The 15051-nt window shown below is 43.5% G+C and carries 15 protein-coding genes; 11 read left to right on the top strand and 4 right to left on the bottom strand.

Features of this window, described 5'->3' with window-relative positions; genetic code table 11:
* Position 1: 1 nt before the first annotated feature.
* Positions 2–280: a YtzH-like family protein gene (locus ACIGG7_RS09550; RefSeq protein WP_224939536.1), complete on the bottom strand. Its 279-nt coding sequence runs from the start codon at positions 278–280 to the stop codon at positions 2–4.
* A 230-nt stretch (positions 281–510) separates the two neighbouring features.
* On the opposite strand from ACIGG7_RS09550, the gene trmB reads away from it, so the two are divergent.
* Together trmB and ACIGG7_RS09540 are read left to right on the top strand one after the other, a co-directional pair.
* Positions 511–1155, top strand: a complete 645-nt coding sequence (gene trmB / locus ACIGG7_RS09545; RefSeq protein WP_397549606.1) for a tRNA (guanosine(46)-N7)-methyltransferase TrmB — start codon at positions 511–513, stop codon at positions 1153–1155.
* A gap of 412 nt (positions 1156–1567) precedes the next feature.
* On the top strand, positions 1568–2410 hold the full coding sequence (locus ACIGG7_RS09540) for a YtnP family quorum-quenching lactonase (RefSeq protein ID WP_397549605.1): 843 nt from the start codon (positions 1568–1570) through the stop codon (positions 2408–2410).
* A gap of 38 nt (positions 2411–2448) precedes the next feature.
* Here the strand turns inward: ACIGG7_RS09540 and ACIGG7_RS09535 are convergent, their stop codons facing one another.
* Positions 2449–2763 (bottom strand): PepSY domain-containing protein, encoded by a 315-nt coding sequence (locus ACIGG7_RS09535; protein ID WP_224939539.1) that lies wholly within the window; start codon positions 2761–2763, stop codon positions 2449–2451.
* 229 nt (positions 2764–2992) lie between these two features.
* Between ACIGG7_RS09535 and ACIGG7_RS09530 the strand changes: the two genes are divergently transcribed.
* From ACIGG7_RS09530 to ACIGG7_RS09520, 3 genes are all read left to right on the top strand, one after another.
* The gene (locus tag ACIGG7_RS09530; protein WP_224939540.1) at positions 2993–4066 is read left to right on the top strand and encodes a M42 family metallopeptidase; all 1074 of its coding nucleotides are present in this window, start codon (positions 2993–2995) and stop codon (positions 4064–4066) included.
* A gap of 96 nt (positions 4067–4162) precedes the next feature.
* Positions 4163–4705: a DUF84 family protein gene (locus ACIGG7_RS09525; protein ID WP_397549604.1), complete on the top strand. Its 543-nt coding sequence runs from the start codon at positions 4163–4165 to the stop codon at positions 4703–4705.
* A 98-nt stretch (positions 4706–4803) separates the two neighbouring features.
* Positions 4804–5100: a hypothetical protein gene (locus tag ACIGG7_RS09520; protein WP_224939541.1), complete on the top strand. Its 297-nt coding sequence runs from the start codon at positions 4804–4806 to the stop codon at positions 5098–5100.
* Positions 5101–5574: 474 nt separating this feature from the next.
* On the opposite strand, the gene ACIGG7_RS09515 is transcribed toward ACIGG7_RS09520, so the two are convergent.
* Both ACIGG7_RS09515 and ACIGG7_RS09510 read right to left on the bottom strand, forming a co-directional pair.
* A complete protein-coding gene (locus tag ACIGG7_RS09515) occupies positions 5575–7068 on the bottom strand; it encodes a peptide MFS transporter (protein ID WP_224939542.1) in 1494 nt (497 codons plus the stop codon).
* Between the two features lie 215 nt (positions 7069–7283).
* A complete protein-coding gene (locus tag ACIGG7_RS09510; RefSeq protein ID WP_397549603.1) occupies positions 7284–7730 on the bottom strand; it encodes a YtoQ family protein in 447 nt (148 codons plus the stop codon).
* A gap of 170 nt (positions 7731–7900) precedes the next feature.
* On the opposite strand from ACIGG7_RS09510, the gene ACIGG7_RS09505 reads away from it, so the two are divergent.
* The 6 genes from ACIGG7_RS09505 (at position 7901) to ACIGG7_RS09480 (ending at position 14955) form a co-directional block, all read left to right on the top strand.
* Positions 7901–8404: a hypothetical protein gene (locus ACIGG7_RS09505; protein ID WP_224939544.1), complete on the top strand. Its 504-nt coding sequence runs from the start codon at positions 7901–7903 to the stop codon at positions 8402–8404.
* Positions 8405–8868: 464 nt separating this feature from the next.
* Entirely contained in the window at positions 8869–9900 is a 1032-nt protein-coding gene (locus ACIGG7_RS09500; RefSeq protein ID WP_224939545.1) for a PTS sugar transporter subunit IIC, read from the top strand.
* Position 9901: 1 nt separating this feature from the next.
* On the top strand, positions 9902–10219 hold the full coding sequence (locus ACIGG7_RS09495; RefSeq protein ID WP_224939546.1) for a thioredoxin family protein: 318 nt from the start codon (positions 9902–9904) through the stop codon (positions 10217–10219).
* Between the two features lie 225 nt (positions 10220–10444).
* Positions 10445–11254 (top strand): DUF1444 domain-containing protein, encoded by an 810-nt coding sequence (locus ACIGG7_RS09490; RefSeq protein WP_397549602.1) that lies wholly within the window; start codon positions 10445–10447, stop codon positions 11252–11254.
* A complete protein-coding gene (gene ytpR / locus ACIGG7_RS09485; protein WP_397549601.1) occupies positions 11255–11860 on the top strand; it encodes a YtpR family tRNA-binding protein in 606 nt (201 codons plus the stop codon).
* A gap of 257 nt (positions 11861–12117) precedes the next feature.
* Positions 12118–14955 (top strand): DNA translocase FtsK, encoded by a 2838-nt coding sequence (locus ACIGG7_RS09480; RefSeq protein ID WP_397549600.1) that lies wholly within the window; start codon positions 12118–12120, stop codon positions 14953–14955.
* Positions 14956–15051 lie beyond the last annotated feature (96 nt).

Raw genomic sequence — 15051 nt, 5'->3', positions numbered from 1 at the left:
ATCAAGAGTAGCTGTTCATATCATTGACCCATTGGGACAGATTATCTTTATTCGTCGTAATATGGTTCGTCAAGTCAGGCGATGAAATCCCGCTTTGACTGTACTGGTAGATTTCCTGTAAAACGGGTTTGACGTTTTCGTGGATATCGACATTGACCATCAACGACTTTACTAAGCGCTCAACCTGCTCACATTCAGAAACCGAACCACAGCAATCCGTCGAATGATTGCTTAATATATCAGATAATAACTGCATTTGATTCTGTGAATTTAAAGGCATGGAGTACACCCTTTCATTTTCAATTAATTTAATGGAACCACGTACTTTCAAACAGCCCGATCAAGATCAGAACCGAAAAAAGGAATTCACTACTAGTGTGTGAATTCCTTTTTCAATTATGCGCCCTTTTTGAGGGACGGACCTTAAGGAGCGCTTTGCTTTAATTGGCTCTTGCATAGGACCGAGAGTCATGGTATGTTTTTTTCGATAATAAAAAATGAGGTGTCTACATGCGTTTACGTCATAAACCATGGGCTTCTGAGAAAATCAGTGATCATCCACAGTACGTTGTGGCAGAACCCCAGGAGAAAAAAGGTCAATGGAATAAAGAGTTTGGCAACGATCACCCCCTTCATATCGAAGTTGGGACAGGAAAAGGTCAATTCGTCACGGAAATGGCAAGAGCCAACCCGGACGTTAATTATATTGGAATCGAGCTTTATGAAAGTGTCATCGTCACAGCACTTGATCGCCTGATCGAAGCTGAACTTCCGAACGTGAAGCTATTGAACGTTGATGCAAGAAAACTGACAGAGTACTTCGAATCAGGAGAAGTGGACAGAGTATATTTGAACTTCTCTGATCCATGGCCGAAAAACCGCCATGAAAAGCGCCGCCTGACCTATAAGGACTTCTTGTCCATGTATGAAGAGATTCTGATCAAAAACGGGGAAATCCACTTTAAGACAGATAATCAAGGGTTATTCGAGTACTCATTAAAGAGCTTCTCATGGTACGGCTTGCACTTGAACTTCTTAAGCCTAGATCTGCATAACACCGACTTCGAAGGCAATATCATGACCGAATATGAAGAGAAATTCTCAGCCAAAGGGCAGAGAATCTACAGAGTCGAAGCACAATATCAAAGTGAATAATTGATGGACCCGCAGCCCTGATGTATTTGGGGCTGTTTTTATTTATTTGAAATTGCCGATATGATGTCATGAGAGGAAATGCTTCACGTCCTGTAAAGCCTATTCAGAACAGTTCATTTTTTTGGATTTCGGAACGCCCCTTTTTAGGACACATTTATAACTTAAGCTTAGTCAGTTGATTGGAGCGGAAGGTGCTCGACTCCTGCGGGAAACGCTGGACAGTTGAGACCCCACAGGGCGAAGCCCGAGGAGGCTCACCGCCAGCCCCGCGGAAAGCGAGCACCTGGAGCGGAAATCAACCACCACTCGCTCCGTCATAACAAAACAGCCTTTATTATGGAGAAGACCTCTGCCTACAAGTTATCCATCTATTCTGATAAAATGAAGAGGTATGAACAAAGGAGGAATCAGGATGGAAACGTTAAACGTTGGAGATCTAACGATACACTGGCTGAATGGCGGTGTGACCCATATGGATGGGGGAGCTATGTTTGGAGTGGTTCCAAAACCCCTTTGGTCCAAAAAATATGCTGTGAACGAACTGAATCAGATTGAATTACGTACCGATCCCCTGTTCTTTCAGTGGGAAGGGAAGAATGTGCTGATTGAGTCTGGCATCGGCAAAGGCAAACTGAATGACAAACAAAAACGCAATTATGGTGTGCATGAAGAATCTGAAATTGAAGCATCGCTTGCTACTCTGGGCCTTTCGCCAAACGATATTGATGTGATTTTGATGACCCATATGCACTTCGATCATGCATGCGGGTTAACGAAATATGAGGGAGATGAACTGGTTTCGGCCTTTCCGAATGCCACCATCTATACCTCTCAGGTGGAGTGGGATGAAATGAGGAATCCCAATGTGCGCTCCCGTAATACATACTGGAAGGAAAACTGGGAAAGCATTCAATCGCAAGTGACTACGTATGAAGAAGAGATGGAGGTCCTTCCGGGGATCAAGATGGTCCACACTGGCGGTCATAGTGACGGTCATTCCATCATCCTTCTAGAGAACAATGGAGAGAAGTTCATCCATATGGCGGACATCATGCCGACTCATGCGCATAAAAACCCCCTTTGGGTACTCGCTTATGATGACTATCCGATGACATCCATCGGGGCAAAGGAAAAATGGATCACAGAAGCCATCGAAGGGGAGTATTGGTTCCTCTTCTATCATGATGCGGAGTATAGAGGGATCAAGTGGAATAGAGATGGGGAAATCGTGGATAAAGTAGTAAGGGAAAAATAAGAAAAGGATGGTCCCGTAGATCGGGATCATCCTTTTTATTAAGCTAAAGGGTACACATCTACGACTGTTCCGGTATAAGCATCGGCAATGAATTCATACTGCTCGAGCTCTCCGTCTTTTCGTCTTGAGATACCGCCTTTATATACTTTGGTATTCACGGAGTGCTTCTGATAGTCTTCAGGTTTCATCCCGATCCATGATCCATCGATGTTGCCTTCTTTTTTGAACGAGAGTTTGACGTCTTTTAATACTTTTTCCGCAGAAACGAGGCGTGAGTCATCCAGCTTTTCTTTAAGTAAGTATCCACCCGCTGCTCCGATTCCGAGTCCTAATATGAAAGATTTCCAGTTCATCTGTTATTCCCTCCACAGGCAATTTTTGCGTGAAAGCCGTCAGGATCCGTTCATCCGGTCCTGAAAACTTTCCGGCACTGATCGATAATTTATCATCCATAGGTACATTCTATCAAAGAAAACATCAAAAAGAGAACTGCTTTTATTCTCAATTGGTGGTAAGAGGTGCGAAAGTTCTGTAAAATAAGATTATACATAAAGTAGATTCTTTATAAAAGGGGCATTAGACATGAAACAAGATACGTTGGAATTATTTAAGACATTGACGGAATTGCCGGGGGCGCCCGGTAATGAACATGCCGTTCGTGCATTCATGAAAGAACAATTATCCCAATACTCGGATGAGATCGTACAGGATCGATTAGGCGGAGTATTCGGACTGAGAAAAGGCAGCGAACAGGATCCTGTTGTCATGGTTGCGGGGCACATGGACGAGGTAGGCTTCATGGTTACATCGATTACGGATAATGGAATGATCCGATTCCAGACACTTGGAGGCTGGTGGAGCCAGGTGCTGCTCGCTCAGCGGGTTCAGATCATCACGGATAACGGTCCGATAACAGGCGTGATCGGCAGTATCCCTCCTCACTTGCTAGGGGAAGAACAGCGAAGAAAACCGATGGATATGAAGAATATGCTCATCGATATCGGTGCGGATGACCGGGAAAATGCACGTGAGATCGGAATTAAACCGGGTCAGCAGATTGTGCCGATCTGCCCGTTCACTCCGATGGCCAATGAGAAGAAGATCCTTGCCAAAGCATGGGATAACCGTTACGGATGCGGATTGTCCATTGAATTATTAAAAGAGCTTCAGGGAGTGACCCTTCCGAATACCCTTTATTCCGGTGCGACGGTCCAGGAGGAAGTGGGATTAAGAGGTGCCCAGACGGCCGCCAACATGATTAATCCAGATATATTCTTTGCTTTGGATGCAAGTCCTGCAAATGATATGTCAGGTGATAAGAATGAATTTGGTCAGCTTGGAAAAGGGGCTCTCCTTCGCATTCTCGATCGTTCGATGGTGACCCACAGGGGCATAAGGGAATTTGTGTTGGATACAGCGGAAACAAACGATATTCCTTATCAGTACTTCGTATCGCAAGGAGGAACGGATGCCGGAAGAGTTCACATGTCCAATGAGGGGGTTCCGAGTGCAGTAGTGGGGATTTGTTCGAGATACATCCATACTCATGCCTCCATGATACATGTGGATGATTATGCTGCTGCCAAAGAGCTGATCGTCAAACTGGTGAAACAATGTGACCGCTCTACCATCGAGACCATCAAATCGAATAGCTGATCACATAAAAAAATAGAGAAAGGCTGTCTCATTCCAGTTCTGAGACAGCCTTTTTATAGACAGAAAAGGGAATCTCCCTGTGAGAAATGAGGGTGGATGATGTTGAAAATAGCAATAGGAACAACGAACCCGGCAAAGGTACAAGCCGTTCAAAAGGCCTTTCAGGAACAATACGGTGACGTTCAATTCGAGTGTCTCAAAACCGAGTCCTATGTAAGTGAACAGCCAAGGTCCGACCAGGAGACGATTGAAGGGGCCTTAAACCGTGCCAAAAATGTTCTTAAGGCCACGAATAGTGATGTGGGTATAGGACTTGAAGGAGGAGTAAGTGAATCCCTCTACGGGATGTTCGTCTGTAACTGGGGGGCACTTGTAGATCGGAATGGGACCGAAATCATCGGAGGAGGCGCCAGAATTTCTCTACCGAAAGAAATCAGCTTGGAGCTTAAGGCAGGAAAAGAACTTGGTCCACTGATGGATGAGTATACCCAAAGAACGGGAATCAGAAAGAAAGAAGGGGCCATCGGTGTGTTTACCAATGGTCTCTTGACGAGAGAGGAAATGTTTCATCACGTGGTCGATCTTCTGATAGGCCAGTGGCAATATAAACAAAATAATCATAGGAACAGTCGTCCCTAAGGGTACTTGGCCCATACCAAATCAACCGGTCCTTCATAGGATGAAGTATATCAGACTTTATATTATCTGATAAATTCTTTCGAAGGAGGTTAGAATTTATGGGATGCAATTATTGTAACGACCGAGTTGGCGGCCGTCGTGATGATCGCCGTGACGATCGTCGTGATCACCGATACTGTTGCGATTGGGATAAATTCCTGTTTGGTGACAGAAGAAGAGACAATGTCAGAGGGGCTGAAGACCGAAACAGAGGTTGCAGAGGCAGAAGAGATAACGTAATGGGTGCAGAAGACAACCGTAGACGATGCGGTTGCAATAGAAGAGATAATGTCGCTGGAGCGGAAGATAACCGCAGAAGAAGACATCGAAACTGCTTCTGTCATTTATTCTGGTAATTTGAGTAGAACTCCGTTTAAGCGGGGTTCTTTTTTTTGGCTGTTTTTGCATAAATTGTTGTTACTAATAACAGTTTGTGATTTGCCACCGCTCTATAGGAAATTGTAAGGTGATAGGAGTTGTTTTGCTTGCTGACAGCAATAGACTTATTTTTCTCAACAACTTCACTCTCAGTTACAATCGAGTACTTCATACTATAGAAATTGATTATTAAATGTCAGTGAATTTTTTTGCGGGTATTAAAAAATTATACTTAGACAGTTGATTGGAGCTCGACTCCTGCGGGAAACGCGTGAAAGTTGAGACCCCACAGGGCTTTAGCCCGAGGAGGCTCAACTCACGCCCCGCGGAAAGCGAGCACCTGGAGTGGAAATCAACCATTACTCGCTACATGAAGAATAATATTGTATACGGATAACCAATTATATTAAATAAAAAATCCCTCTGAAAAATTCAGAGGGATCGAACAATGATTATTTTACACCTTTCATCGCTCTTTGGATCATAGGTGAAATCAAGAATAGAATAACGGCTAATGCAATCGCCATTCCACCGATAGAACCAAAGTAAATTGTTTCATTTTCTGGCGTATAGAAGCGGACAAGCTGCGCGTTAAGAGCTTGTGCACCGGCAGATGCCAAGAACCAAAGACTCATGGTTTGAGCAGAGAATGCTTCTGGTGCAAGCTTCGTTGTTGCTGAAAGACCTACTGGTGATAAGCAAAGCTCACCAAGAACGACGATAAAGTAGCTTAGCACGAGCCATAAAGGATTTACCAGTGAACCTTCGCCACCAAGCTGAGCTGGTAACAAGATCACTAGGAAAGATAAACCGGCAAACAATAGACCGAATGAGAATTTCTTCGGAACGGATGGCTGACGGTCACCCAGTTTAACCCACATCCATGCAAACACTGGAGCTAAAATAATGATGAATAGCGGATTCAGTGATTGGAACCAAGCAGGAGAGATGGACATCCCCATGAAGTCAAGCTGTGTACGCTTGTCTGCATATGCTGCAAGGATAGTTGAACCTTGTTCTTGAATAGACCAGAACATGACGGCTGAAATAAATAATGGAATATAAGCAATGACTCTTGAACGTTCAGTTGCCGTTGTTTTTGGACTAAAGTACATCACAATAAAGTAGATGGTTGGAACGACGATACCGAAGATTCCGACGATATTGATGAATACGTCTAATGTAAAGATACCTGCTGGAATTGTAGTTCCTAAGATAATGGCTAAAGCTACTACGACTGCACCTACGATTAATCCATATTTCTTCTTCTCACGTGCTGAAAGCGGGTTTGGTACATACGTACCTGCAAGACCCAAATTGTTCTTCTTCGTTAGCATGAATACAACAAGACCTAAGAACATTCCGATTGCAGCTGCCGCGAATCCCCAGTGGAAACCTTTCGATTCCATAAGACTACCGACAATCAGTGGTGCAATAAAAGCACCTAAGTTGATACCCATATAGAAGATACTGAATGCAGCATCACGGCGGGTATCATTTTCACTGTACATTTCACCTACAACTGTAGAAACATTCGGTTTTAATAAACCTGTTCCGACAACAATCAATACCATTGAAACAAAGAACAGAGATAAGCTCCCTGGAAATGATAAAGCAATGTGACCAAACATGATGAATATTCCACCGTAGAAAACGGCTTTCGAAGTACCGAATACTCTATCAGCTAACCAACCCCCGATAACCCCGGACATATACACAAGTGAACCATAAATGGACATGATCGCTAAAGCTGTATTTTGCTCTAGACCCAGTCCACCTTTAGAAACCTCATAATACATGTAGAATACGAGGATGGCACGCATTCCATAGTAAGAAAAGCGCTCCCAAAACTCTGTGAAGAATAAAGTGAATAATCCCTTCGGATGTCCAAAGAATCCTTTTTGAGGGACACTATCCACAATTTTCTGTTTATTCATTGATGACATGTTACTACCTCCCTTATTCTTTTACTATAATATTTTAATATTTTCTTAAAGTCAAAAAAAGTTTGCAAATGGTTAATAATAACATAAAATGACTATACATTGCCAATATTATGTTATTTTTAAATAATGAAAATTCTTGGGTCTTTGGAGGTTGTACATTTACCCGTAAAAAAACCCCCTCAGCATTGATGCTGCAGGGGGTTTAGAGAATATGGTCATTCTGTTTCGAAAACGTAAGAAAGGGTCCTTAGTGCCTGGTCAATCGACGAAACTGTGACATTCGCCTTATTTGAAAGCTCTTTCAAAGGATGATGAAGTTTTTCGGGACGAATGAGGACCAGGGGCTTTTGTAATGCAAGAGCTGCGCTGGCATCCATTGCCGTATTCCATTGCTTGTATTCTTCTCCGAATAAAGCGACTACCACATCCGATTTTTTCATCAGCAGTTCTGTCCGGAAATTATTAATCTGTGAAGCAGCTTCATCACGGAATATCTTATTAGGCTGTTCACCATGAATTTCTTCCCCAATTGAATCGGAACGGTCATGATTTTCCATTGGACCGACAAAATTTAGAGGAAGTCTCAGTGCCTTCGCTTTTTCTTTTAATTCGTTTCTCCATGTGCTATGTATCTCTCCAGCTAAGTACACGGTAAATTCCATCCTGATCACCTTCCTGTTTTTAGTCATCTTATCATAAATACCCACTCGAAGATAATGTAACCACCTTTCCCATGAAAAAGGCATAATTTCTTATTGGAAGGGTTGTCAACTGGGACTTTGTGAGGGTATCATAATCATAGGTCCTAGGCATGAAGGGAGGAAACGTGAGGATGAAGACGAAAACATCGATCCTTTTCTTTATTCTTATGCTTATTTTAGCAGGATGCAGTACCACGATTGATCAAGAAAAAGAGGAGACAGCAAGCGCAGTGAAGGGTGCTTTGGATTCCAATGAATCAGCCGGTGAAGATGCTGGGAACATTAGCTTTTACCTGCCATTCGGTGCTGAAATAGAAAAAGAATCTCCTAATAATATCATTATTTCAAAAAGCTCTGATACGTTCATACTATTCACTAACCCTCAAGAGGATAAAGATAGTGAACTTCTATATAAAATGGCCATTAATGACAAAGAAACTCTCGTTAAACATGGGACTTTCAAAGAAGACGACCGCTTAGGATACTATGTCATTAAGGAATTACCTGATACAGAAGAATACGAACTTACTGTTGGAGTGGGCGGAACGAAAGTAACGACTCAGTCACAAGTAAAAGACTTGGCGGATAACGCAGAAATGATGATGAAAATGGCAGCTTCAGTTAAACACAAATAGATGATATTCAGACCGAATCTTCTCTGTTAAGGGAATCGGTCTTTTTTTATGCTCTTTTTTGGGGAAGAATGGTGGTAGGAGAGAAAACGTAGGGGGATCTTCCTGCCTAAAGAAAATTCGACATAGAGGATTAATTATTGGAAATCAGGTTGAATAAAATGAAAAAGCTGTAGAATAATTCTGAATCAAGTTGAATAATCTGGAATCCGGTTTAAAAATAGTTGAAATTGGATTAATTCCTATAGAAGAAACAAGCTCATCACAGTTTATCCTTCAAGTCAGACCCTCTTCAGGTAGACTGAATCGCGTGATGGAACCATTCGGACATCATACCCTGCCTAATCGGCCTCTACTATGATTTTTCATAATAAAGAATCAATTTCATCTAAAAGCAAAAATGATAGACAAAATAAACATGTGTCTTTACACTAGTAAAAGGAAAGCTGCATAGAGGAGTGAAGGACATGAAAGCTTATTTACAGAAGAAAGGCATTACGTTTTCTGCTAAAACGTATTTTATAGATGCATTAAGTTATATGGCATTGGGATTGTTCAGTTCGTTGATCATCGGATTGATCATCAAGACAATCGGAGAACAGATCCCTCTTCCCGCTGGGGTCAGTGAATTTTTCATTGAGATGGGGAGTCTCGCAATCAGCCTGATGGGGCCGGCGATCGGTGTAGCGATTGCCTTTGGTCTCGGAGCACCGCCGCTTGTCTTATTCGCTGCTGTCGTGACGGGAGCTGCAGGGGCAAGTCTTGGAGGACCCGCGGGTGCATACGTGGCAGCGGTTCTATCTACAGAAATTGGGAAGCTTGTTAGTAAGACAACGAAATTGGATATTATCGTGACACCATTTGTGACCATTCTAGCAGGATTTACGACAGCTAAATTGATTGGCCCGGGAATTGCTGACTTTATGAGCATGTTTGGTAGCTGGATCAGTTGGTCAACGGAGCAGAGACCGATCATCATGGGCATACTCGTTGCTGCCCTCATGGGTCTAGCGTTGACAGCGCCGATTTCGAGTGCGGCCATCGCCCTCATGCTTGATTTAAGCGGAGTTGCCGCCGGGGCTGCTACGATCGGTTGTGCGGCACAAATGGTGGGCTTCGCCGTCATCAGTTACCGGGAAAACAGGGTTGGCGGGCTGTTTGCCCAGGGAATCGGGACATCCATGCTGCAAGTTCCGAATATCGTCCGCAATCCTCTTATTCTCATTCCTCCTACCGTAGCAGGAATGATACTCGCTCCCATCGGTACAACCATCTGGCTGATGGAAAACAATGCAGCCGGAGCCGGAATGGGTACCAGCGGATTCGTCGGTCAGATCATGACATTCAAGACAATGGGATTCAGTTGGGATGTTGCCATGAAAATCCTTTTGTTGCATTTTGTTGGACCTGCATTCATTAGCCTGTTACTATCTGAATATATGCGTAAACTAGGTTGGATCAAACCAAACCAAATGACGATCGAAACAGGGGGCAAATAACATGCGTAAACTGGAATCAGTGGAAGAATTCCATCAATTGAAAGAAAGCGGAAAACATGTATTCATGTTTTCAGCAGACTGGTGTCCGGATTGCCGGATCATTGAACCGATCCTGCCGGAAATCGAAAATGAGTATTCAGAGTATACATTCCTATATGTAGATCGAGATCAATTCATCGACCTGTGCATCGAGCTGGATATCTTCGGGATCCCAAGCTTCCTCGCATACGGAGACGGCCGTGAACTCGGACGCTTCGTTAGCAAAGACCGGAAAACGAAAGAACAGATCGAGGAATTTATGAACACACTAGCTTCATAAAAAAAGCAAAAGGGATCACTTCATTTGAAGGTCCCTTTTCTTTTTACCCGAAAAAAACAGGTTCCTTTTGTAATCTCGCCATTTTGATGTAAAATGTTATAAGTGAATAATCAAATTTAGAAGCAATGAAGTCGGTTGCTTTCTATTATAAAGGGTACTTAATTTACAAAAAATGTTCTTTGTGAGAACAAGCAAAGAAAAAGAATGAACAAAGGAGGATCAAGTTTGGACATAAAAAAGCTAAAAGGCATACTCCAGGAACGATTAGAGAAACCGAATCGTACGTTTACATATGACCGTGATAAAGACTCATTAAGAATCGAAAACACGGAGACAAAAAAAGGCATCACCATTGCCCTTCCGCCGATTGTATCCAAATGGAAGGAAAACAACAAATCCATCATCGATGAAGTGGTGTATTACGTAGAAGAGGCGCTAAACGTCATGGGAACGGAATCCGATCTTGGCAGCAAACAGAAAAACGTGTTCCCTGTCATCCGTTCCACCTCGTTTGCCACTGAATCCAATGATGGCGTTGCACTCGTGACGGATGATCATACCGCGGAAACGCGCATTTACTATGCCGTGGATCTAGGGAAAACCTATCGTCTATTGGATGAAAACATGTTGAAGGCTGAAGGATGGACTCATGAGCAAATGAAAGAGACCGCCCTTTTCAATGTAAGAAGCCTGCCGACGACAATGAAAAAGGATGAAGTTGCAGGAAATATATTTTATTTTCTTAACAATAATGATGGATACGACGCAAGCCGCATCTTGAATGACTCCTTCTTGAAACAGATAAGGAAGGATGTTCAAGGAGAAATGACGGTATCCGTGCCCCATCAGGATGTACTGGTCATCGGTGATATCCGCAATGAAACGGGCTATGATGTACTTGCCCAGCTGACCATGAGCTTCTTTACGACAGGAAATGTTCCAATTACGGCACTATCCTTCGTATATGAAGAAGGGGAGCTTGAACCGATCTTCATACTGGCAAAAAATCGTAAAAAGGAAAGGGAGAACAAGTAAATGAACGTATTTTATAACTTAGAAGGCATTGGTGATACCCTGATCGTAACTCTGGATCCAGGGTTTGAAGGAGAAGTTCAACACGAAAGAAAAGAAGACGCAGTGCGTTTATTCGATGAAAAATCGGGGAAAACACTAGGCTATAACCTATTCCATGCATCAAAGTATATGAGTGTAAGCGAAGTGGGTCCTGTCGACATGAACGATGAGAAGCTTCAATTGATCAATGAAGCCATCAAGAAGAACGGTTTTGATGAGGTGCTGGAGGCAGATTTCACACCGAAATTCGTGGTAGGCTATGTGTCTGAAAAAGAAAAGCATCCAAATGCAGACAAATTGAACATTTGTACCGTCGATGTTGGCGGTGAAACCCTGCAAATCGTGTGTGGTGCCCCTAATGTTGACAAAGGACAAAAAGTAGTTGTCGCAAAGGTTGGCGCTGTTATGCCGAGCGGGATGGTCATCAAGGATGCAGAGCTTCGTGGAGTGGCATCTTCAGGTATGATCTGCTCAGCCAAAGAACTTGCTCTTCCCGATGCTCCTCAAGAAAAAGGCATCTTGGTTCTTGAAGATAAGTATCAAGTAGGACAACCATTTACTGCTTAAATATGTATACCTGGGTCCGGAGTGGGCCCGGGTATTTTTGTTTTGTATAGGAATTGAACATAACCTGGCCAAGGGAAATACCGGTCTTATTTAGCTCACCTCTCCCAAGGGGCCTGCGCTTTTCGTATTACAGTCTCTTTACACCTATGTTTGTTTCGACACAATCCCTTAACAATTCTCTTAATCTATCGAAATGACTCGAATTTTTCTCTTTAACTGATAAAATAAAAGTAAGTATGAAAGAAAGAGTGATGTTTGTGAGTTGGATTAAAAAAATATTTGGTAAATTATCAGATAATGACGAACAATTAGAAGAGTATTATGATGAAAATGACGACGATGTTCAGAGAATCGAACCGACGAAGCCTGAACGTAAACATATAGCTGGACCAAGCCATTCACGTGATGTAGAAGCAAGAATGACCTATCAATATCCTAAAGGGAATTTCCGGTTCCCGCTCATTTCCGATGGAGAGACCAGGGAACGTCCGCGAAGGGCAAGAAGAAATCAAGAAAAAGAAGAGAAACAGAATGAGCAGGAGCCGAAGCCGAAGAGTCAAAACCATTCTGTAGCTAAACGAAAGTGGAAAGAAGAAAGCCCTACTACTTCTGTAAAACCGAAGAAATCGCCGAAAGTGGAAAAAGGAAACAGCCGTCCGTTTACACCAACAGAAATTCCGTCACCCATCTATGGTTTTAAAAATAGACCAATCAAAAAAGAAGAAAATGTCGAATACGAGCTGAAGAAATTTTTACATAATGAAGAAGAAAGAAAAGAAGCAGTCATCGATCATAAAGCTCAAAGAATCGTGGAAAACTCCCTTTTGTCGGGAGAGGAAACCTCTTCACCTGTAGGAAAGAAAGAGGAGCCGACTTCGAATGGATTAAGAGGAGGTACATCAGACATTCCACCGGTTAAGTTTGAAAAAATACCAAAAAGCGTTGTAAAGGAAACAGACCATCACGATGAGGAGATAACGAACAGTGAAGTAACTTCTCCTATAACATCAGAGCGCATTTCACTCATAACGGAAGCGGCGGATGAAGAGCCTAATATATCTATTATCCATGATCAGTCCACTCCAGTTGGATCAGATGCTAATCTGGAAACAACAAATCCAGTCAAGGAAGAACCTGTCAGCGAAGAAAGTCCTTCTTTTGAGGAGGAAATCCCAGCTGAAGAATCCGTTGTAGAAGAAAATTCTACAGAAGAAGAGACGGAAGCGGTCGTACCTCCAGAACCAATTAAGGAAGAGGTGGAAGAGGTCGTACCTCCAGAACCAATTAAGGAAGAGACGGAAGAGGTCATACCTCCAGAACCGATTAAGGAAGAGGTGGAAGCGACCACACCTCTAGAACCAATTAAGGAAGAAGCGGAAGCAACCACTCCTAAAGAACCGATCAAGGAAGAACCACAAAGGCGTAAAAGGTCACATCTTCCTTTTAACGTATTAATGCTAAAGCAAGATAAGCGTCAGATGGATACTCGTAAGACACCCGGATCTCCTTCAATGGAGAAAAGGAAGACAATAAAAACGGAACAGAAACCTTCTGTTCAGGAACATACAGAAAAACCATCAGAGGCTCCGCGTCCACAAGAAGAGCAGCCTACTCAACAAAGTCAGGTTCAAGGGGAAGAAGCAGTCAAGAGCTATAGTGAGTTAAGTTCATCTACGAAAAGAGCCCGAGATTATGTTTTTCCAGAAATGGATTATTTGATGCCCCCTGTTTCGAAGGAAATGAGTGAAGAGTGGCTGGATTCTCAAAGACTATTACTTGACGAGACCCTTCATAACTTCAACGTCAGGGCCAAAGTGGTCAATGTGACGCAGGGTCCGTCTGTCACTAGATTCGAAGTTCAACCGGAACCAGGTGTGAAGGTCAATAAAATTACGAATCTGACAGATGACATCAAGTTGAGCCTCGCTGCAAAGGATATCCGCATGGAAGCTCCAATCCCGGGTAAGCATACGATCGGGATTGAGGTGCCGAACAGGGAGAGCCGCCCGGTCTGCATCAGTGAAGTCATTGCAAGTCCTCAGTTCCAGGAGCCGTCATCTCCATTGACAGCCGCCCTTGGACTGGATATTTCCGGCCAGCCTATCGTGACGGACTTGAGTAAAATGCCTCATGGTCTTATTGCAGGTGCTACCGGTTCCGGAAAAAGTGTATGTATCAACTCGATCCTTGTCAGTCTCTTGTACAAAGCATCACCGGATGAACTGAAGCTACTCCTCATCGATCCGAAGATGGTGGAGCTTGCACCGTATAATCGGATCCCTCACCTGGTGAGCCCAGTGATTACAGATGTGAAAGCTGCGACTGCAGCCCTTAAATGGGCAGTGGAGGAAATGGAAAGACGGTACGAACTATTCGCCCACACCGGTGTAAGGGATATTAAGCGTTTCAATGAGCTGGCCAAGCGGAATGGACAGTATAGCGATATGCTTCCATACCTGGTGATTGTCATCGATGAGCTGGCAGACTTAATGATGATGTCCCCAGCTGACGTGGAGGAAGCGATATGCCGGATCGCCCAGAAGGCACGTGCCTGCGGGATCCACTTGATCATTGCCACACAGCGTCCGTCCGTCGATGTCATTACAGGCTTGATCAAGGCGAATGTGCCGACAAGGGTCGCATTTTCCGTTTCTTCAAGCGTGGATTCTAGAACGATCATAGATGGCAGCGGTGCGGAAAGGCTGCTTGGGAAGGGAGACATGCTATTCCTTGAAAATGGATCATCCAAGCCGGTCCGCCTGCAGGGAACGTTCGTTTCCGATGATGAAATCGATGAGATCATCCGTCATGTAAGAGAGCAGAGAGAGCCGGATTATATCTTCCAACAGGATGAATTGATTAAGCAGGCACAGGTGACCGAGGAAGAGGACGAACTGTTTTTAGAAGCGTGTGAGTTTGTCGTCGACCAGGGTGGTGCTTCGGCTTCCAGTCTGCAGCGCCGTTTCCGAATCGGATATAACCGCGCGGCAAGATTGATGGAAATGATGGAGAGTAATGGAATTATTTCTGAGTCCAGAGGCAGTAAACCAAGGGATGTCCTCATTTCTGAAAGTGAATTGGAGACATTGGCATAGACTAGTACAAATATTTAATACATGGTATTCTGTTTATATCTGTCCTTGTTAGGACGAATAAGCAGAATACCTATTTTTGTAGGAAGAGCCATAAGG

Source organism: Rossellomorea sp. NPDC077527 (assembly GCF_044542955.1).
In the GTDB taxonomy this organism is placed as follows: domain Bacteria; phylum Bacillota; class Bacilli; order Bacillales; family Bacillaceae_B; genus Rossellomorea; species Rossellomorea aquimaris_E.
Note: the sequence above shows the minus strand (reverse complement) of the source record. Positions and strands in the feature narration are given on the sequence as shown.